Source organism: Paenibacillus tyrphae (assembly GCF_000722545.1).
Classification (GTDB): Bacteria; Bacillota; Bacilli; order Paenibacillales; family NBRC-103111; genus Paenibacillus_G; species Paenibacillus_G tyrfis.
Genome location: NZ_JNVM01000041.1, coordinates 52,510 through 72,364 on the forward strand (window position 1 = coordinate 52,510; position 19,855 = coordinate 72,364).

The following is a 19,855-nucleotide window of genomic DNA, read 5'->3' on the forward strand; positions in this document are numbered from 1 at the left end:
TCAAGATTAATACAATCGAGAAACTAGGTGAAGATGAAATGTGGCTGGAGGAGTTAAACAAAGAGCTGGGCAAGTTGAAGGATGATGAGAATTACATCATCAAAATATGTGAAAAAATAAGAGGAACTGAGTCTAAAGTTGCAATAGAAGCCTACGAAGCAGCTACTAAATTTGTAAGAGAAAATAATATGTTAACCTGTGCTTACCCATGGATTCTTTATAATAAAGGTTGGTTATACTTTGATTCGACAGACTTTAAAACTGCGACCACTCTTTATGAAGAGGCTTATCATATTTTTAAAGAAAATAACAATATAGATGGCCAATTGGCGACTAGCAGTGCATTTGTAAGTGTTTATTCGGTACAACAAAAACTTTCCAAAGCCATTGAGCATGGTATGGAGGGTATAGAACTAGCAGAAAAAGTGGGTAACTATGAGCGACTAACTCAAATCAAAGGGAACCTTGCAGCGCTGTATATGGAAATCGATGAGTATGAAAAGGCAAAAGAGCTATTAGATCAGATCGTAAACATACCTCGTGTTTATAGTAATGCTATTAAAGTGGCTTGTTACATTAATCAAGCTGAATGTTGCAACCATTTGGGCAATCTGGATCAGGCGATAGTGTATATAACGAAGGCGCTTGAGTTAGCAGAAGTATACACTCCCAAAATGGTGCCCAATGTGTTAAAAGAAATGGCTCATATTTACGCGACTAAAGGGTGCTATGGTACAGCGGAAGAATATTTCGTCAAGAGTGTAGAGATGGCGAAAGCGGGAGGAGCGCAACTGTATCTTCAAGATGCACTATTGTACTGGGCAGAGCTAGATTTGGTACAAGGTCGGTTTAAGGAGACTGTTGATAAGCTGCAACAAGTAGAAGAAGGGATAGAAAAGTCCAAATCTATAAGGAATTTAAATAAAGTGTATTTGAATATGAGCAAAGGTTTTAAAGGACTGGGAAATTATGAACAAGCCTATGCGTATTTAGAAAGACATATGGAATTAGAAAAACAAATGCAGGCTATTCGCAGTGCTGAGAGTATGGTAATGCTGAATCGAAAAAGAGAAGAGGAAGAGGGAAAAATCTACAAGTTTCTCTATAATCAAACTGAAGCATTGAATGGTGTGGGCCAGAATATCCTGTCTAACTTGAACAAGGAAAGTATCTTTAATATTGTTGCCAAAGAAATACAGGATTTGATCCAAGCGGATATTATTCAAATTGGCATTTATAACGAAGAGGAAGGGATCCTTAACAGCGAGTTGTCAATCGAAAAGGGACAACGGTTGGTCATAGGGCCTATGTCTATATTAGAAGATAGCTTTTGGGCATATAGTGTCAAGCACAAGCAGGATATCCTTATTAAGGATACTGAAAAGGAATATAGCCGTTATTTTGAAGATTTTAAGGAATACTTAGAGAAGATAAGGAAGAAAAAGGAGTATGTAATAGAGACAATACCTTATTCTCTTATATTTGTACCTATTATTATGAAAGATAAGGTAATAGGGGTGATAAGTACTCAAGCTTATAAGAAAAATTTTTTTAACTTAAAAGACTTGAGTACATTAAAGACCCTATCTAATTATCTAGGAATTGGGTTAGAGAATGCTAGACTATATAGGGAAGTTGAATATGCATCTAAGTATGATGTGTTAACCAAAGTCTTTAATCGAAAAGAGTTATTTAAAGAAACAACCCAAATGTACGTGCAACTTAAAGAAAGCAAGAACGCAAATAGAACACTATGTATCCTGATGATTGATGTGGATAATTTTAAGAGGATAAATGATGTTTATGGTCATCAGGAAGGAGATAGGGTGCTAGAGCGTGTGGCAGATCTGCTTCAAGCTAGTATAGGAGAAAAGGATAGGGTAGGCAGATATGGCGGGGAAGAGTTTATGGTGGGAATTCCCGACGAAACGTTGAAGCAATGTATTCAAAAAGCAGAGATTATCCGAAAAAATGTGGAGAAGGCAGTTATAACATCAGCTCTAGGGATACCCATTCCTATTACCGTAAGTATAGGGGGAGCCAACCTAAATACAAAGAAATATGCCTTAGAGCAAATGATTAATTATGCTGATAAAGAATTATTCAAAGCTAAAGACTCAGGAAAGAATAACGTATTTGTATATCATCAAGAAGAAGGTACGGGCGTTTAGATAGGGCACTCCGATTAGATGTGGCTATACCATTGAAATATATGGAAATTCGACCAGTGAAGAGGATGTGTCGAGAATTATGGGAAACCGGACGTTTTTGAGTGTTACTTCGGAGGCAGTAGATGGACAGTATGAAGATGTTGCCTTTGAGACGAACAATTTTCTCGCACCTTTGTGGTTCAGCTTTGTCAGTCAGGAGCAATTTCAACGTTATCGCGAGAGGCTTATATCAACTTGGAATACAGTTAAACCCCACCTGGAAAATGAGGATCTTGAGGATTTACCCGAATGGGAGGTATTTGCGAAGGCATTACATTGGCATATTCCATGGGGAGAGGCTGTAACGCAATTGCGACAGAGCTTGCCTGTTACATTGGCACGTTTCCCAGAGCTTGGTCCTTATATGCTAGAATGGCTGGAAACTTTATTTACACATGTGCAAACGCATCAATCTCCTGTTGTTCATTTGGAACTAACTCAGTATTTTTATTTTTACACGGACCCCCTTCCGTACTTGGAACAAATTGAGCAGTGCCTTCATCTTTGGTGGAGTCCATACGAATTATGGTTTGAGCGCTGGAACGATAACATGAATCCGTATCTGCTGGGAGGCGAGCATTTACCAAAGAGAGTAGGGAATGACGAAGACCGAAAACAAGAAGAAGCAATAGTTACGCCGGAGATAGGGAAAACAAGGGTTGATAATTCAACTTCTTCGAAAAAGAGTTCTTCGAAACAGTTGGAAAGGTTATATTTCTGGCTGTTTGCTATCTTATCGGGGGCACTTTTTTTAGGAACTTTGCTAATGACCTCAAGCAAGTGGCTGGCCGTTCTAGCCTTCCTTCTTCCTGCTATCTGTGTCGTTTTATGGGAGCTGCTGATTCGTCCAAAGAAGAAGATCCCCCACTCTACCAAGAAAGAAAAACCGGTTCCATCACTTGCAACAAGTAAGATCGCGTATTACGATGGAACTTCGCCGATAAAACTTCAAGGCATCGAAGCCGTCAATTTGGATAAAACCGATTCTTTCACTGTACTTTGGCCTCATATTCTGCGTGCTCAAGTTAGTCAGCCGAATCAACTCGTGCTTGTACTCCATACTGAATTTGAGAATTTGTATCCGTCGCCTGCAACTGTTGTCCTAAATAACGAATTAGCAGCTGAGCTTATCGCCACTGTAGTTAATTCTATTGCCAACCTTCCGCGGCTTTAGTCACAGAAAAAGTTCTCCGAGACTCTGCCGCTGTATGCTCCTTTCACATTTTTCGCCGATACCCCCGTTAAGCTGAACCGTACCATAAGTGACGCAAATTTTTATGATAAACAGGGAAGCCCAAAAACCAGGGGTCGCTCTTAAGGATTCCGTCTATACATTTTAAGTAGAAATTGCCGTTACAGAGAATGCAGCGCGCCACCTCATATCTGGTGTATAATACAAGAAGTGAAACTTCCGCATCGACGGTGGCATGACGAAGGAGATTTTATGACATTTGAGCAATTGAAACTGATTCCCCCCATTCTTAAAGCGCTGGCCAAGGAAAATTATAGACAGCCCACTCCCATACAGGAGCAAGCAATTCCGTCGGTGCTGGCGGGCCGAGATTTGTTCGGCTGCGCTCAGACGGGGACCGGCAAGACAGCAGCGTTCTTGCTTCCAATTATCCAACTGCTGAGCGCGCAGCAGGGACGACCGAGCGGCAAGCGCGTCATTCGTTCGCTGATCCTGACGCCTACGCGAGAGCTGGCCATTCAGATATCCGACAACTTTAAATCTTACGGACGCTTTTTGAATCTGCGAAGTGCCGTGATTTTAGGCGGTGTCTCGCAAAAAGCACAGGAGCAGGCACTGGAGCAAGGCATGGACATTCTGATAGCGACGCCGGGCCGACTAATCGACCTGATGAACCAAGGGTTCGCCGATCTGCGTCACGTGCAGATTCTCGTGCTGGACGAAGCAGACCGCATGCTAGATATGGGCTTCATTCACGACATGAGAAGGATCATAGCCAAGCTGCCTGCCAAACGACAGACGCTGTTCTTTTCGGCGACGATGCCGCCCGAGATCACGTCTCTGGTTGACTCACTGCTGACGAATCCAATGAAAATCGAAATTACGCCCGTTTCCTCGACGGCGGAGCGGATCAAGCAGACACTCTACTTTGTGGACAAACCGAACAAGCTGCCGCTGTTGATCGACCTGCTACAAGACAAGTCGATCGAGAGCGCGCTTGTGTTCACCCGAACGAAGCATGGCGCGGACCGGCTGGTGAGGGGCCTGACGAAGGCGACGATTACCGCGCAGGCGATTCATGGCGACAAGTCGCAGAACGCCCGCCAAGCTGCGCTGAATAACTTCAAGCAAGGTGTGACTCGCATGCTGGTGGCGACAGACATTGCGGCCCGGGGCATCGACATCGAGGAGCTGTCGCACGTCATTAACTACAATTTGCCGAATATCCCGGAGACGTATGTGCATCGGATCGGCCGCACCGGACGAGCGGGATTAAGCGGAATAGCGATTTCGTTTTGCGAGTACGAGGAGATTCCTTATCTGAAAGATATCGAGAAGCTGATCAAGCAGAAGATTCCGGTGATTGGGGATCATCCGTATCCGATGACCATTCATGAGTCGACTCCAACGACAGTTAGGGAGAGCAGAACCAGTGTCACGTCTTCCGAGGATCGTGTCACCCGCGGCCATCGCGAAGGCGCTACTCAAAACGACTCTGCTGGCAGAAAAGGAACCTTCGGAGGTTCCGGCCGCCGCTCGAGACGGCGATCCTAAATCAACATCTTTTAAAATAAAGAACTAGTTTGGTATCGTAATGAGTTGAAGCTTGCTGTTACAGGTGCCGCGTTAAATCGTAACTAAGTAAGGATAAGGAATTAATAATAAAAAGGGAGTGAATGTACATGATACAAATAACGATTCCAACACCGGATGTCACCATACACAAACAGAAAGACCCTGAGTTAAGCAATATTTATGGGTTTACGGATTTTCACCTGATTTCAAGAGATAAAGCGGGGATTTTTATGTTTTACAATGATCGGGATGAACTCCTATTCGTTGGCAAAGCACGAAAGCTAAGACCCCGAATCAAAAAACATTTTGAAGATACAGTATCCATCATGAAAAATTACAGGGGCGAAGTTACCAAAATCGAGGTTTGTATTGTCGAGGACCCCGTTCATAGAGAAATTTATGAAACATTTATTATTAACGAACTCAAGGCCAGATACAATATAGATAAAGTGTTATACAAATAAGGATAAACGATACGTAAAACAAATTTGAGCCCCTCCTAATAGGGCTCTTTGTTAATTAGTGCGAGGTATCCTCTTTGTGAGCCCGGGAAGTTGTTTATGGCATGGAGTGCATTAAAGGTTATTATAGACGTAGGTTAGAGAAAATAAATATACAGGAATCAAATAACTTCCAGAGGACAGGAAATCGTTTAAATGACAATTCATAATAAACAACGTTACCGCTTTAGTGAAGCACCTATATGGAATATTCAGAGGGAATATTATGAACAAGAAGGATTGAAGGCTTGGAACAACGACCAAGTTCCTCAATATATCACGTGCAATCCAATGATCGCTGCGGCCTATGCAGAAATGATATTCGGCTTTCTTCAAGACCGGGCAAATAAGGAAGATAGCTCAGAGCCTGTTCTTATTGTGGAGCTTGGAGCAGGAGCGGGGCGTTTTGCTTTCCATGTGTTACACGAGTTATGTCAGTTGATTGACTATGCAGGGATAACGTTACCTTCGTTTCGATATATCATGACGGACTTGGCGATGAACAATGTGTTGGCATGGAAGGGTCATCCAGCTCTACAAGCTTTTATTGCCAAAGGAATACTCGATTTTGCGCGATTTGATGCTGTTCATGACACGGTTCTGAATTTGATTGTATCAGACGCAACCATTAGTAAAGGAGATTTAAAACAGCCTATTGTCATTGTGGCTAACTATTTTTTTGATAGTATTCCGCAAGAGCTGCTTTATGTGGCTGAAGGTAAAATTTATGAAGCTGATGTTTTCATTGAGTATCCTAAACTTAAGGATTCACTTAAACCATCAGAATTACTTGATCAAATATCTTTACATTATAAGCATCGGCGGGCGCCGGAGTATGAGCAAGAAACTTATCCTTATCGTGATGTCATAGCCTTATATCAGGAACAATTGGAAGATTCGCATATTTTATTTCCAGTCGCCGGATTAACTTGTTTAGAACGTTTGAACCAGATGTCGCAGGAGGGACTTCTATTAATAACAGCAGACAAAGGGGATCATTTTCTTGAAAATTGGAAATTCGCGGAACCACCGGAGTTGATCCTTCATGGAAGTTTTTCTTTAACGGCAAACTACCATGCGATTCAGCAAGTTATGGAACAGAACGGAGCCCTCGCGTTATTTCCCCCGCATCATTATAAAAATATAAATATTGGTTGTATTATCAATATGGATACACCGATGGACTACATCCAGACAAGATTAGCTTATCGTCGATTTATTGAGCGCTTTGGTCCGGACGAATTTTTTAGCTTGAAGGAGTGGGTAGATCTCAATCTAGATAGCATGGAACTTCAGCAAATATTAAGTTTTTGGCGTTTAGGTGGATATGACGCGGAGTTCTTCATTCAAAGCACGAAGCAGGTCTCTAGTCTGTTACTAGATGCAAATGATCAGGAAAAGCAGGATATTTTTCGGGGTATACAGCTTATGTGGTCGTCGTACTACGTAATGGAGCAGCGTTATGACATCGCACTTGAGGCTGGGTTGTTACTGTTTGAGATGGAAATGTACGGGGACTCCAAACGGTTTTTAGAAATATCAATATATGAAGATCAAGAGAAGATCGTTTCCACTGTATATTATTGTCTAGCTATTTGTTGCTTTGAGTTAGAATTAGAAGAAGATGCTTTGAATTACACTAGAATGTTATTAAAACATGAGCCTGATCATGAAGAGGCACTGGCGTTGTTACACACATTTGAGCAAGAATAGTTCCGCCATTGCAATGTTACGGTGAACCGTATCATAAGTAACGGCGAAAATTTTTGTTGGAGGAAAGTGCGGAGGAGGTTGTGGGGCGCGTGCGCGTGACCGTGACCGTTTCGATTCATCTCAAAGCCAATGCCAACAAGAAAGAGCTTTTTTTAAGGGAGTAGAGATCCTATTTATCATGCACAACATCTATCGTTATTATAGAAACGATAATATTGATCAATAATTCCTCCGCGCTATACAATCAAGGTGCAAGCAAATTGAAAGCATCAAGGAGGATGAAGTGATGAGCAGTATCGTCGCAGACATCAAAATTCCGGACAGCAAGTTGGCAGTGGGGGCAGCCGAACTGCTTCGCGAGCACGGTAATGATTTATTGTGGAACCACTCCCACCGCGTATTTTTGTTTGGCGCCCTACAAGGAAAAAGTGCCGGGGTCAAATTTGATTCCGAGCTGCTTTACATCAGTGAATTATTCCATGATTTGGGTCTGACCAAGCATTACAGCAGCCCGGACAAACGCTTTGAGGTGGATGGTGCGAATGCCGCTCGCAGCTATCTTCAGTCGCAGGGGGTTTCGGCTGAGTCGATCCAACGGGTATGGGATGCAGTAGCTCTTCATACTACTATCGGCATTGCCCAGTATAAAGAGCCTGAGGTTGCGCTGATTTATTCCGGTGTCGGCTATGATGTTATGGGAGAGAATTTTGACTGTCTCACGAAGGATGTTAGGGAGCAGGTTGTGACGGCGTTCCCAAGAGATAACTTCAAGCACAAGATATTGCCTGCATTCCTCGAAGGTTTCAAGCATAAACCGGAGACCACCTTTGGCAACATCAAGGCCGATGTGTGCGCTTTGCTGATGCCGGGCTTCCAGAGAACAAACTTCTGTGATTGCGTTCTGCATTCGCCTTGGACGGAATAATGACGGGATTAGAAAAGACATCCAAATTATTGGGTGTTTTTTCTGATCTCGTCATGCCAATGGGAAGTGTTATAAGCCAGGAGATACTGCGGCTTAGGGGGACATATAAATGGAGATTAGACAATTGGAATATTTTATGGCTGTATGCAAGGAACTGCACTTCACCCGCGCGTCCGAGCAATTGGGGGTAACCCAGCCGACGCTAAGCCATCAGATCAAGGCGCTGGAAATCGAAATTGGGATGCCGCTGTTCGACCGGATCGGCAAAAAGATCGTTTTGACAGAAGCGGGAAAAATTTTGTTCTGGCACGGCACGCATATCTTTCAGAGCATCCAGAGCGCCATGGAGGAAATTCATGAGCTTCAGGAGTTAAAGTGTGGGAAGCTATCGATCGGTGTACTGAAAGGGGAGCTTAACCAGCTTGTATCAGCCTTGCTGTTGTCCTTTCATCAGCAATACCCGAATATTCAGCTTACAGTGGTTGGCAAGGATGATATTGTAGACGGCATCATTCAAAATGAAATCGATCTCGCCCTGGCGATTGTCCCAATCCATGATGGGCGGCTGACGACTGTTCCTTTATATGAAGAGGATTTGTATTTGACCGTTTCACACCGACATTCCCTGGCGGATCAGCAAACGATCCGATTGGAGCAGATCAAGAATGAGCCATTTATCATTTTTCCGAAAAATTATCAGTGCCGCCAGCAGATTGATGCGGCCTTCAAACTGATAGATGCGCCGCTTCGGCCGATTATTGAAACCGATGCGACGGAGTCCATCCTTAATCTTGTACAGGCGGAGGCGGGCGTGTCGATTCTATCGAAAACGCTGCTACACATGTGGGGCAATGACCAGCTCAGAATGATCAAAATTGAGAATCCGTCTGTCCGCAGGCAGATTGGGTTTGTCTATCATAAAGAGAAATATATCGGCTTTGCGGCGCAGCAATTCATTCGCCTGCTAAAACAAACCATTGCCGATGAAGGTCTGGGTTCAAGCGACAGGGCATGAATACAGCAGCGAATGCTACGACTACCCGATTTGCGGCTTTGAGGTTCGTTCGGGCTGTGCGTCGAAAGGGCCATCCCGCAAAGGATGACCCTAAAACTTGCCGTTACAGACAGCGCGGAGAGTCGTACCGCAAGTAACGGCGAATTTATTGACCCTTTTCGTTTTGGGTATTTTCGGCAGGATGAATCCAGCCGTTGTAAGATTGGACCTTATTGTTAATAACTTCCATCTGCTGCACGAGGTCGTCAAGCTTTTGCCTAGTGATTTGCTGCTGCTTCACTAACAATTGGTACCTTGCGGGGATTGTCTCCTCGCCCTGGTTATACAGATCCAGGTAATGACGAATCATATCAATCGACATCCCTGCGGTTCGAAACGCAATAATGGTTCGCAGCCAGCCGAGTGCAGCGTCATCAAACATCCTGCGGCCATTCTGATCCCGCGTGACGCCAGGTATCAGCTCCTGATCTGTATAGTAACGCACCGTATGAGGCGAGATACGGAACATTTCGGCGACTTCCTTGACCGAATAAGACATGGATGACCACCTTTAAATTAATGTTGACTTCGAGTAACTCGAATTTATTATACTACATCTCAACAAGACCATAAGAGGTGAACGAAATGAGAAACAAAGTTTGGTTGGTTACCGGGAGTTCTCGAGGATTGGGAAGAGAGATTGCATCGACAGCTTTGCAGCATGGCGATTGTGTTATTGCAACCGCACGCAATCTTGCTTCTTTAGAGGAATTATCGGTTAAGTATGAAGATAGGGTTTTCACGCTCAAGCTGGATGTTACGGACGCTGAAGAAGTACAGGCAGCCGTCCAAAAGGGCTTTAGCCATTTTGGCAGAATCGATGTTCTCGTCAATAATGCGGGTTATGCCAACGTCGCTTCTATTGAGGATGTAGGCATCCATGATTTTCAAAATCAAGTGGCCACGAATTTTTTTGGCGTGGTGTATATGACGAAAGCCGTTCTGCCGATTATGCGAGAGCAGAAGCAGGGTTCGATTGTTAACATCTCCTCGATTGGCGGACGCTTCGGTAGTGCAGGTCTTGGCGCTTACCAAAGCTCCAAATTTGCCGTCAACGGTTTTACGGAGGTATTGGCGAAAGAAGTTGCTGCCTTTGGTATCAAGGTCACTACAGTTGAGCCCGGCGGCATCGCGACGGATTGGGCAGGTTCGTCCATGGCTATCCCTCAGATAAGCGAACCATACCTTCCGGTAATTGGTCCAGTTGTGACACACTTGCGGAGCATGAATGCCTCCACTCCAGAAGAGAGAATGGGAATTTTAAGCGATCCTGCCAAAATAGCGGAAACGGTGTGGGAGCTAACAGAGATGGCCGAACCACCACTGCATTTATTAATGGGGACAAGTGCCTGGCAGATTGCGCAGGAAGGGGCAAAGCGGTTGGCGGAATCGGATTTAAAATATGAGGAACTGACGAAGTCGACCGTTTATATGGAATAAAGCATCCGTCCGATCCACTATTTCAAATCGAAGACTAGAACTACCGGCGTCTCTATCCCGAGAGGTCATTCGTGCTAGGCTGTCCTAGAAGTGATATGCTTCCCATACGGTAGACAGGTGAAATAATAAAAACCTGATGATGCCGTGAGGGGAGCATATTTCAACGCTTAGTTTCGTTGGGGACGATAGTGGAATCATGAGTCCAAAACCAAACACCAAAGGTGTTGGACTCGACAGCTCCTTTCACATTTGTCGCCGATGTGACCGTTAAGATGAACCGTACCATAAGTGACGGCAAGTTTTTTTGGTGGCGATCGGGCGAAAAGCTTGTGGGACATGGCCTTTCGTAGTTCCATTCAATCACCTCCCTTAAGCGGGCGCTACCGGCAGAAGTCTTCGACGTCCTGCCGGGCGTTGATGGTTCGCATGTTCATCCCTCCTGAAAAAGTTGAAGACCCCTCACGAAAGGGGTCTTTGTGTGCTTCATGACAATAATATATGCTTGTGCCCAGTGGGCTTTGTGTCTCTACAAGTCAGCGTGATATAATGCAAAATATGGGTATTTTATGGGAGCATTTATGGATATCAGAAGAGAAACTCCTTTCTCGAACATTAAGACATGAACTAAGGGGTGCCTTGAGGCACCCCTTAAAACTTAGACAGCGCGGTGAACCTTACCATAAGTGACGGCGAATAATTTGACTAGTAAAAAAGATTAGCTTACCTTTGAACCATACGGCTTGAATGGATAGGGTATCCGAGATATAATCACCGAAGTTTTTTGAGTGAAAACGAGCATGAGCACAGAACTTAAGAATGAAATGGAAGGAGTACCGATATGCTGCAAACATTTATCGATGAAGTAATAGAGCTGGGGTTTCTTTCACAGCCGGTTTCTGTTTGGAGAGAGCTGAAGGGGGGTACGCAAAGCACGGTCGGAGTCTTCGGCACGGAAGACCGTCCTCATTTGTATGTGCTAAAGGCGAATACAAAAGAACTGATAGAGAGTGAGACACGATTCCTTTCCCTGTATCGGGGCATTGAGCTTCTACCTACGGTCCTTTACGCTGACCCGGCACATCGTTATTTCGTTTATGATTTTATTCCGGATAACACAGGCTATGTCCGCGGGAATAAGAAAAAGTTAATGACAGAGCTTGTGGACGGGATTCTTGCTCACTATGTCCACCCGGAGTCGTACGACGCATACAAGTCGATTGAGACATCCGAACATACGGAGGATTCGATCCGGTATGCGGCGTCCTTTATCGGCGGGCAGCTCGGCGAGGAAGATCACAGTCTGGCTACGGCGTTAAGTCGGGAACGTTCTGGCGTCACGGACCGCGGAGACCTCTATGTGCTACACGGCGATTTCGGCGTCCATAACTTTCTTTTCACCGACAATGGGTTGGCAGGGGTCATCGATCCTATTCCGGTCATTGGAGGCAAACGATACGACTTGTTGTATGCCTTCTGCTCGTCTCCGGATGAGCTTACCCTTCCAATATTGCTTCATGCTGTGCAACGGGTAGAGGAGGGGAGAGAAGTCGACATCAGGTTGTTGTCCCGGGACATGATCCTTGAACTATTTAGAAGGATGTCGACATGCCTGCGCTTTCATCCAGAAGATTTCCCCCAGTACCTGCAGGCCTGGGAAGAGTGGAAGAAGATCTATGCAAGCTCGTAAAGGATTTTGCTTACCTAAATTGATGGTAGAGACTGCGATACTGAATCTGTGGATTGAGGCTTAGGTATAACCATACTCGATACATGTGGAGTCGGTCATATTGATGGTTCGAAAATGAGGTGTGACAGTATCGCTAAATGCTGTGTGTTGCTGGCGAGAACTTAGTGATTTAGAGCTACATTTACCAAGGGAACGCCTAAGCCATATTTCTAAATCTTAGTTTAGCATGAGAATACGTCTTGTTAGTAGCGAAGGGGTTACCCTACATAAGGGGATATAGTTTAGGAGGAAGACAGGTCGGCTGCTACGTTCAGTCAGCTTTTGGATTCCGCCTAGCTCCACCAAAGAAAAAGTTGAAAGCTGTCGAGAGTGAGAAAAAGCGTTTAGCCGATTTTGACTTTTTTGATAGGATAGACACATTACGGATAAGGCAGATAAGACGCAGTGCGGCAAATCGGAATTTAGGGAGACAGCATGGAATATATAAAAGAGGTATTTGCACAATACGATAGACAATGTATTCGGGTTTATCAGGCTTATAATCCAGTAATTGCAAAAGAAGCAGTTGCCTTACAGACTTTTGGCGAAAACTTTAATCTCAATCGCATGACATGGATAAAACCTTCCTTTTTGTGGATGATGTATCGGTCTAATTGGGGAACAAAGAAAAATCAGGAATGTATTTTGGCTTTGGATGTATATATGGAAAAATTTAATGAATTGTTGAGGAAAGCGGTGCTAACTTCACCAGACTCAATGATTTACAAAGGTTCAACTGAATGGGAAAAAGCATTTGAGGAAACAACAGTTTATTGCCAATGGGATCCCGATAGAAATGTGAATGGCAATTCCATAAATCGTGCAGCAATTCAAATCGGTCTAAAAGGAACCACTTTAAAAGAATTTCTGGCCGATGGAATTTATCGCATTGAGGATTTGACACCGCTTGTGAAGAAATGGAATGTACAGCGAAAGCAGGGAAAACTAAACTCCAAAAATTTACCAATAGAAAGAATTTACCCTATTAAAAACAACGAAATTAGAAAAAGGCTGGATATGTGACAACAAACTAAATTTCAGCTTGTCGGATCGTCATTACGTTCGTTCACCTTATTTGTAAAGTGCGTACATAATGAGCATTTTACAAATTTACTGTATCGAGGAAGACTGTTATTTCTCGCTAATGAAGCTTTAGTATGCGGTTGATAATCAAGTCGGCGTAGAAGAACAATATTTGCCTCTGAAAACGAGAATGGAACGAGAGATGGAGCTTCCGATCAGCTGGGGATATCGTCCGTTGGTATGAACAGTGGGTGTCGAATGTATCGGCATTCTCGATACGAACCGGCGATTGATCCAATTTGTACGGTCAGAGGCTGTGCAGTAGAATACAGATTGGGAATGAAGCCGCGTATAGAAGGTTGCTCTTCAGGAGACCGGGACTTATCCGTCGATCTCTTTAGGAGCAGCCTTTTTTGTCGATGCGTAAGCTTCCCATTGTTTTTTGAATCTCCTAAGAAAACCTCGTTGTTTCTTTTCCTTCCCGATGATCCGCAAATATCTCATTAGCAGACGGTATCTCTGCTCGTCATCATGGCTAAGTTTATGCATTTCGTTGAGAACGTTCCGATCCATCGTATTCCCCCTCATGTAAATCATAAATTCGAGTAATTTATTATATACGACAAAACTCTACATATTCTAAACAAACCCGAATTTTCTAGCCCTTAAAGCCCCTGTGAGTTTTGCCTCACAGGGATCTTTTTCATGCGATTGTATGCCAATAGCACCGCAATCGCATTAGGATAGCAAAATGCAAGTTACTTGAAGAAGCAGCAATACGGCCTTGCGGCACAATTAGGACGATTCTTCACCGATAGACCTGTTAAGCTGAACCGTATCATAAATAAGGGCAAGTTTTTTGCGGCTTCCTTGCGGGGCATGGGTTTGAATATATGTGTGCAGGCGATTTTATTCAGCGCTCTTAGGTTCAACAAGGCTGCAGTTGCGTAGAGTTTAGTTGTGTTAGCGATAAAGAATCGGCTAGCAGAGCTCATATTACCGGCCGCTCCGCTCCATGACAGTCGTCCATCTCCTGATTCCACTTGCAGAACCGCCCCAAAAATACGTTTATGATCTACCGCGAGTGAATGAGCCGATCCAAATTTTGAATGCGTTGTTGCATGAAAAATCCCCTCTCATCGTATTTTCCCGACCTATGCATTGTTGATATCTATTCTATGGCCCAAATAAATACTGATATGGCTTAGAGAAGACATGCCGTTTTTCAATAGAAACTGACAAAAAAGTATCCCAACATTATAATTGTTATATATATCCTATAGCGGCACTGACCGGGAGGACGGCATGCAATTTCAACCAATGTATTATGATGGGGAAATATTTCTACCGAAGATCGAATTAAATATGACATCGAACCAATCGATTGGCATTATAACGGACTTGAAGCGAAAGCAGCTTTTAATGAATCAATTAGTGAATCATTCCCAATATTATTTATTTCGAGCTCAACAAGGCGAGTATATGCGTTTAACGGTGGAAGAGCTAATCACTTTTCTAATCAAAGTAACGGAGAGGAATGAGCATGTCGCTCTGTTAATGGATTATTTTGCTTTAAAAGAAGAACGGAAGGTAAAAATCAAGGATCTAAGCTCATCGAAAAGGATGTATGTGACATTGCTGCGTGTCTTTTTTGCGCATCAGCCTACACTCGTACTGGAGGAACCCTATTTTTACTTGGAAGAACAAGATCGTCGTCATTTTAAACGGATTTTAGATGACCTTTCGAAAGAAAAGCAGATTTTAATTTTAACTTCGAATTTAGAGGATGCCATTATTTCCTGTGATACCATTTATCGATTGAACGAACTCGGACTTCATCCATTGGATATTCGGGACTCAGAAGAGGATAAGCAGGAAGTGCAGGAACAAGATCGGGCCAATATAACCTTGCAGAAGATTTATACGAAAAGAAATGACAAAGTGATTTTATTTAATCCGCCTGAAATCGATTACATAGAAAGTATAGATGGTTCCATCCTTGTTCATGTGGGTGGGGAAAATTATGACTGTGCTTTGACGCTAACCGAGCTCGAGCAGAGATTGTTAAATTTCGGATTTTTTAGATGTCATCGATCCTACATCGTTAACTTGCAAAAAGTAAGAGAGATTATTACTTGGACGAAGAATAGCTACAGCTTGCGATTAAATACAGGCAAAGATGCGGTGGTTCCGTTATCTCGTTCAAAATTGCATGAATTAAAAGCACTTCTTAACATTTAATTTCCGGGGTAATATCGAACCAATCAAGCATTCCATGGTACCATTCAGACGATAACAGCTACATTTCGGCGGGTTTTGATGGCTGGAGGCATGCAATCTTTATATGCTTAAGGCATCAACTCTAAGGAAGTGGTGTTCATGGATGTTATCCAAGTAGAACATATTCGAAAGAGATTTGGAAATAAGGACGCATTGGCAGATGTGTCTTTTTCAATTCCGAAAGGAGAAATTTTTGGTTTCCTGGGTCCGAGTGGTTCAGGAAAAACAACATTAATAAAGATTTTAACTGCGCAATTAAATCCGACAAGTGGACAGGCAAGTGTATTTAACCAGCCAGCGGAGATGATGAATCAGTCTGCACAGAAGATGCGCTTTGGCATTTTGACGGATAACAGTGGTCTGTATGAGAGATTAACTATAGAGGAAAATCTAGAGCTGTATCGCCAATTATATGATCTTCCCAGATCTTCGATCGATAAGGTGCTTCAGTTTGTAAACTTAAGCGGAGAGCGCAAAAAGAAAGTCAATCTCTTATCGAAAGGAATGCGTCAGCGTGTCATGTTGGCATGCGCGATTATCCATGAGCCAGAATTATTATTTTTAGATGAACCTACTTCGGCTTTAGATCTAGTAAACTCAACACATATTTATAAAGGCTTACGCTACTTAAATGAGAAAGGGACAACGATTTTTTTAACTACGCATGATATGGCTGAGGCCGAATTGATATGTAACCGTGTAGCGATTTTGTATCAAGGACAAATCCAAACCATCGGCTCACCAAAGGAACTTAAAAAACAGCATCGGGAAAACGTAGTTTGTGTTGACTTAACCAATGGGGAAGCCTACGAGTTCCCGATCGATGAGGGGACGGCTGATCAAATAGCCGATTGGATGAAACGAGGGTCAATTGATCGATTAGAAACGAAAGAACCAAGTCTAGGTGATATCTTCATTAAAATGACAGGAAGTGAGTTACTATGAGTATCTCATTAAAACGTGCTCGAGCGATATTTGTGAAGGATTACAAAGAATTTTCACGCAATTATGCGGTCTCCTTTAGTCTGATTGTTCCAATTCTCTTCGCATTTCTTTTTCGAAGTGCAGGCCCGTCTTTGCCTGGAGCTATCGGTTTTCTCCTAAATACTTCGTTTGTGTTACTAACGTGTTTAGTACAAGCATGCTTGATTGCGGAAGAAAAGGAGCGTAACACTTTACGATCATTAATGATGACTCCGGCCACGACCATGGATGTTTTAATCGGTAAAAGTACTTTAGTCTTTGTAGTGTCTGCTGTTGCTCTGGCTATTGCTACGTATATATTGGGCTATGAGCCAGCTAGTATATGGGCGTTTGTGGCAGCAATCATTCTTTCGATTATTCTATACACAGCCGCCGGGACGATATGTGGTTTATTCTCCAAGACGTTACTTGAAGCCTCATTATCTATAATGCCTGTGGCGCTCGTATTCACTGGGGCACCATGGGGAGTGTTGCTAGTGAAAGATTATCCGATCTTCAAAGTGCTGGAGTATGCACCAAGCGTTCAACTTGTGCGTTTGCTAGATATACAAAATATAGGCTTTACGACGGGAGATTTATTAAAACCCCTCCTCATTATTTTGGCATGGACGGTTGTATTAACGATTGTGTCTGTTGTTTTGTATCAACGACGGTTAAAGGATGGGTAGGAAAAAATTTGCAAAAGAGCATCGCGTATTTCTACCGAGGAGGGATCAAATTCCGATGAATTTAGCCGTCAAGTTGATGCGAGAATTCAAAGACCGCGATACCCGGCATAAGCTGAAAGGCTATCGGGACAAAGCGGAGCTCATCAGGAAACGGAATTTGGAAGCATGGGACGAAAGGCAGCTGCAAGCGGAATCTCTCCGGCTGAAAAAGGAAGCAAAATCGGGTACGCCTTTGGACGAGCTGCTTGTCGATGCCTATGCGCTAGTTTGTGAGGCAGCGAAGAGAACGCTCGGATTACAGCCCTACGATGTCCAGATCATGGCTGCCATCGCTCTGCACGAGAGAATGTTGATCGAGCAGCATACCGGCGAAGGAAAAACGCTCTCTGCTGTTATGCCTGCTTATCTACATGCGCTGACCGGCGAAGGCGTTCATGTGCTGACTTTTAACGATTATTTGGCAAATCGAGATGCGGAGTGGATGGGCCCGATCTATCGTTTCCTCGGGTTAACGGTAAACTCGGTTCAAGCGGGCATGAGCTTGTCCGAGAAACGGGAAGCGTACGCCGCCGATATAACTTATGTTACGGCCAAAGAGGCGGGATTCGATTATTTGCGCGACACGATCGCACTCAACGAAGCCGATACCGTGCATCGTCCTTTCCACTACGTTATCGTCGACGAAGCGGATTCACTGCTTCTCGACGAAGCGCGGGTGCCGCTAGTCATCACAGGCGAGTCGGGCTCTTCCGGCAACGACGGCATTCCTTTCGCAGAAGTGGCTCGGCAGCTCGAGCCAGTAGAGCATTACGACTTTGACGAGTTCCAGCGGAACGTTTACTTGAATGAAGCAGGTTCTGCGAAAGCGGAGTCGCTGCTGGGATGCGGCAATTTGTACGATAGCCATAATAGTCATTTGTTAACGTTATTAAATTGCGCGCTGCATGTGGAATCGTTATTAAAAAAAGACGTCGATTACATCGTCCGGGACGGTAAAATCGAGCTGATCGAAGAATATACCGGCCGCGTGGCGGAGAACAGGCATTTGCCGGACGGGCTGCAAGCCGCGCTTTCGGCCAAAGAAGGACTACAGTCGAAAGCCGGTGGGAAAATTCTCGGTACGATCACCCTTCAACACTTCCTTAGCCTATATCCAAAGATTTGCGGAATGACGGCTACCGCGCACGCTTCCGCAATGGAATTCGAAGATATTTATGAGCTGCAGGTCGTGCAAATTCCGCCGAACCGGCCAAACATACGGATCGACCATCCGCACCGGATTTATACCCATAAAGAAGCCAAACTTAAGGCGCTTGTACAAGAAATTTCGTCCGTCCATGCGACGGGACGTCCAATTCTCATTGGTACGTCAAGCGTCGAGGAGTCTGACATGCTGGCGGAGGCGCTTGCGGTTGCCGATGTACCTTGCCATGTTCTGAATGCGAAGAACGACGCAGAAGAAGCCGAGATCATCGCCAAAGCGGGAGAAATCGGTGCCGTGACGGTGTCTACGAATATGGCGGGACGAGGCGTCGACATTCGGCTCGGCGGCGGCAACCCCACGCAAGCAGAAGTTGTCGCCAAGCTGGGCGGGTTGTACGTGATAGGTACGCATATGCACCAAAGCGTGCGGATTGACAACCAACTGCGCGGGCGATCAGGCCGCCAAGGCGACCCGGGAGCTTCCGTATTTTTCGTAAGCTTGGAAGACGGGTTGATGCTTAGGTTCGGCATCGATAAAGCGATTCCGCCCGCCTATCGCCATCTCAGGCAGGATGAGGCTCACGGAGAGTCGGTGCTCCGCAGCAAAATTGCGCATATTCAGCGGGTTATTATGGGCCAAAACTTCCATATCCGCCAGGAACTGAACTGTTATTCGGATATGATGGAGGAACAGAGGCGTATTCTATACGAGGAGCGGCTCGGAATTTTGAAAGGCAAGACGCCGATGAGCCCTTCGGAGCAGCGGGTACGGCTTTATTATATCGACAAGTTCTGGGCTGACCATCTAGCATACGTTTCTTACATTCGCGAAAGCATCCATTTGACGAGCCTTACTAACCGCAATCCGATCGACGAATTTCATGCGCAAATCATCCAAGCATACGAGCAAATTCCGTCTAAAATAAATAGAGAGTCGGCAAATATGCTCGTAAAGCTCGGAGGTTCGAATGATCCGGCGAAGTGGGAAAAGTTCGGGCTGAAGAGCCCTACTTCCACTTGGACTTATATTATCAACGATCAATACATGGAGTACTTGCAGAATCCCAGTTCATGGACCTCAGGGACGATAATCGCTTATTGGCTTCGCAAGATTTTGAGGAGGGTATTCGGGTGGTCAAAATTTTGATGCAGCGTAGCTTTTTCGAGGATGCTCGGGACGAATATGAGCGAACGCTCGATTCATCCTGCGCTGAAAATGTTGAAGCGAAGCGTTGACTCTGTGTTGACTTCGGATAATAAAAAATACATCGCAAGGACGTACAGGCCCCATGGCGATGTATTCAAAGTTGAAGTACTTTGAGTTAAATCTGTTTCCCTAGAATCTGATTATATATCTTGTTC

At 44.3% G+C, this 19,855-nt stretch carries 16 protein-coding genes; 14 read left to right on the top strand and 2 right to left on the bottom strand.

Annotated features, from left to right (window positions below):
• Positions 1–38 precede the first annotated feature (38 nt).
• From ET33_RS31920 to ET33_RS31950, 7 genes are all read left to right on the top strand, one after another.
• Positions 39–2,171 (top strand): sensor domain-containing diguanylate cyclase, encoded by a 2,133-nt coding sequence (locus ET33_RS31920; RefSeq protein WP_036691890.1) that lies wholly within the window; start codon positions 39–41, stop codon positions 2,169–2,171.
• A 79-nt stretch (positions 2,172–2,250) separates the two neighbouring features.
• Entirely contained in the window at positions 2,251–3,384 is a 1,134-nt protein-coding gene (locus ET33_RS31925) for a hypothetical protein (protein WP_051775898.1), read from the top strand.
• A gap of 270 nt (positions 3,385–3,654) precedes the next feature.
• The gene (locus ET33_RS31930; RefSeq protein ID WP_036691894.1) at positions 3,655–4,956 is read left to right on the top strand and encodes a DEAD/DEAH box helicase; all 1,302 of its coding nucleotides are present in this window, start codon (positions 3,655–3,657) and stop codon (positions 4,954–4,956) included.
• Positions 4,957–5,084: 128 nt separating this feature from the next.
• Complete coding sequence (locus ET33_RS31935) at positions 5,085–5,441, top strand: nucleotide excision repair endonuclease (protein WP_036691897.1); 357 nt, start codon at positions 5,085–5,087, stop codon at positions 5,439–5,441.
• Between the two features lie 192 nt (positions 5,442–5,633).
• Positions 5,634–7,190, top strand: a complete 1,557-nt coding sequence (locus ET33_RS31940; protein ID WP_036691902.1) for a hypothetical protein — start codon at positions 5,634–5,636, stop codon at positions 7,188–7,190.
• A gap of 286 nt (positions 7,191–7,476) precedes the next feature.
• Positions 7,477–8,115 carry an HD domain-containing protein gene (locus ET33_RS31945; protein WP_036691907.1) on the top strand — a complete coding sequence of 213 codons (639 nt, stop codon included), beginning with the start codon at positions 7,477–7,479 and terminating at the stop codon, positions 8,113–8,115.
• A gap of 124 nt (positions 8,116–8,239) precedes the next feature.
• Positions 8,240–9,130, top strand: a complete 891-nt coding sequence (locus tag ET33_RS31950; protein WP_235206873.1) for a LysR family transcriptional regulator — start codon at positions 8,240–8,242, stop codon at positions 9,128–9,130.
• Positions 9,131–9,275: 145 nt separating this feature from the next.
• Here ET33_RS31950 and ET33_RS31955 read toward each other — a convergent pair whose 3' ends face one another.
• A complete protein-coding gene (locus tag ET33_RS31955) occupies positions 9,276–9,668 on the bottom strand; it encodes a MerR family transcriptional regulator (protein ID WP_036691915.1) in 393 nt (130 codons plus the stop codon).
• Between the two features lie 86 nt (positions 9,669–9,754).
• On the opposite strand from ET33_RS31955, the gene ET33_RS31960 reads away from it, so the two are divergent.
• The 3 genes from ET33_RS31960 to ET33_RS31970 all read left to right on the top strand — a co-directional run bounded on the left by ET33_RS31960 (position 9,755) and on the right by ET33_RS31970 (position 13,358).
• A complete protein-coding gene (locus ET33_RS31960; protein ID WP_036691920.1) occupies positions 9,755–10,609 on the top strand; it encodes an SDR family NAD(P)-dependent oxidoreductase in 855 nt (284 codons plus the stop codon).
• 838 nt (positions 10,610–11,447) lie between these two features.
• Positions 11,448–12,296, top strand: coding sequence for a protein kinase family protein (locus ET33_RS31965; protein WP_036691925.1), 849 nt, complete (start codon positions 11,448–11,450; stop codon positions 12,294–12,296).
• A gap of 474 nt (positions 12,297–12,770) precedes the next feature.
• Entirely contained in the window at positions 12,771–13,358 is a 588-nt protein-coding gene (locus tag ET33_RS31970) for a DUF4291 domain-containing protein (protein ID WP_036691929.1), read from the top strand.
• 381 nt (positions 13,359–13,739) lie between these two features.
• Here ET33_RS31970 and ET33_RS31975 read toward each other — a convergent pair whose 3' ends face one another.
• Positions 13,740–13,931, bottom strand: a complete 192-nt coding sequence (locus ET33_RS31975) for a valine--tRNA ligase (protein WP_036691934.1) — start codon at positions 13,929–13,931, stop codon at positions 13,740–13,742.
• 732 nt (positions 13,932–14,663) lie between these two features.
• On the opposite strand from ET33_RS31975, the gene ET33_RS31985 reads away from it, so the two are divergent.
• The 4 genes from ET33_RS31985 to ET33_RS32000 all read left to right on the top strand — a co-directional run bounded on the left by ET33_RS31985 (position 14,664) and on the right by ET33_RS32000 (position 19,640).
• Positions 14,664–15,599 carry a LytTR family transcriptional regulator DNA-binding domain-containing protein gene (locus ET33_RS31985; protein ID WP_036691941.1) on the top strand — a complete coding sequence of 312 codons (936 nt, stop codon included), beginning with the start codon at positions 14,664–14,666 and terminating at the stop codon, positions 15,597–15,599.
• Positions 15,600–15,737: 138 nt separating this feature from the next.
• Positions 15,738–16,583 carry an ABC transporter ATP-binding protein gene (locus tag ET33_RS31990; protein WP_036691944.1) on the top strand — a complete coding sequence of 282 codons (846 nt, stop codon included), beginning with the start codon at positions 15,738–15,740 and terminating at the stop codon, positions 16,581–16,583.
• Positions 16,580–17,290 (top strand): ABC transporter permease, encoded by a 711-nt coding sequence (locus ET33_RS31995; protein WP_036691945.1) that lies wholly within the window; start codon positions 16,580–16,582, stop codon positions 17,288–17,290. The genes ET33_RS31990 and ET33_RS31995 overlap by 4 nt, the downstream gene beginning before the upstream one ends.
• A gap of 55 nt (positions 17,291–17,345) precedes the next feature.
• Positions 17,346–19,640, top strand: a complete 2,295-nt coding sequence (locus ET33_RS32000) for a preprotein translocase subunit SecA (protein ID WP_036691948.1) — start codon at positions 17,346–17,348, stop codon at positions 19,638–19,640.
• Positions 19,641–19,855: the final 215 nt, after the last annotated feature.

What these genes read in the sequence shown, in the direction of transcription:
- ET33_RS32000 (WP_036691948.1), top strand. Translation starts at nt 17,346, where the DNA reads ATGAATTTAGCCGTCAAGTTGATGCGAGAATTCAAAGACCGCGATACC.
- ET33_RS31945 (WP_036691907.1), top strand. Translation starts at nt 7,477, where the DNA reads ATGAGCAGTATCGTCGCAGACATCAAAATTCCGGACAGCAAGTTGGCA.
- ET33_RS31985 (WP_036691941.1), top strand. Translation starts at nt 14,664, where the DNA reads ATGCAATTTCAACCAATGTATTATGATGGGGAAATATTTCTACCGAAG.
- ET33_RS31955 (WP_036691915.1), bottom strand. Translation starts at nt 9,668, where the DNA reads ATGTCTTATTCGGTCAAGGAAGTCGCCGAAATGTTCCGTATCTCGCCT.
- ET33_RS31960 (WP_036691920.1), top strand. Translation starts at nt 9,755, where the DNA reads ATGAGAAACAAAGTTTGGTTGGTTACCGGGAGTTCTCGAGGATTGGGA.
- ET33_RS31925 (WP_051775898.1), top strand. Translation starts at nt 2,251, where the DNA reads ATGGGAAACCGGACGTTTTTGAGTGTTACTTCGGAGGCAGTAGATGGA.
- ET33_RS31975 (WP_036691934.1), bottom strand. Translation starts at nt 13,931, where the DNA reads ATGGATCGGAACGTTCTCAACGAAATGCATAAACTTAGCCATGATGAC.
- ET33_RS31995 (WP_036691945.1), top strand. Translation starts at nt 16,580, where the DNA reads ATGAGTATCTCATTAAAACGTGCTCGAGCGATATTTGTGAAGGATTAC.
- ET33_RS31970 (WP_036691929.1), top strand. Translation starts at nt 12,771, where the DNA reads ATGGAATATATAAAAGAGGTATTTGCACAATACGATAGACAATGTATT.
- ET33_RS31930 (WP_036691894.1), top strand. Translation starts at nt 3,655, where the DNA reads ATGACATTTGAGCAATTGAAACTGATTCCCCCCATTCTTAAAGCGCTG.
- ET33_RS31920 (WP_036691890.1), top strand. Translation starts at nt 39, where the DNA reads ATGTGGCTGGAGGAGTTAAACAAAGAGCTGGGCAAGTTGAAGGATGAT.
- ET33_RS31965 (WP_036691925.1), top strand. Translation starts at nt 11,448, where the DNA reads ATGCTGCAAACATTTATCGATGAAGTAATAGAGCTGGGGTTTCTTTCA.
- ET33_RS31940 (WP_036691902.1), top strand. Translation starts at nt 5,634, where the DNA reads ATGACAATTCATAATAAACAACGTTACCGCTTTAGTGAAGCACCTATA.
- ET33_RS31935 (WP_036691897.1), top strand. Translation starts at nt 5,085, where the DNA reads ATGATACAAATAACGATTCCAACACCGGATGTCACCATACACAAACAG.
- ET33_RS31990 (WP_036691944.1), top strand. Translation starts at nt 15,738, where the DNA reads ATGGATGTTATCCAAGTAGAACATATTCGAAAGAGATTTGGAAATAAG.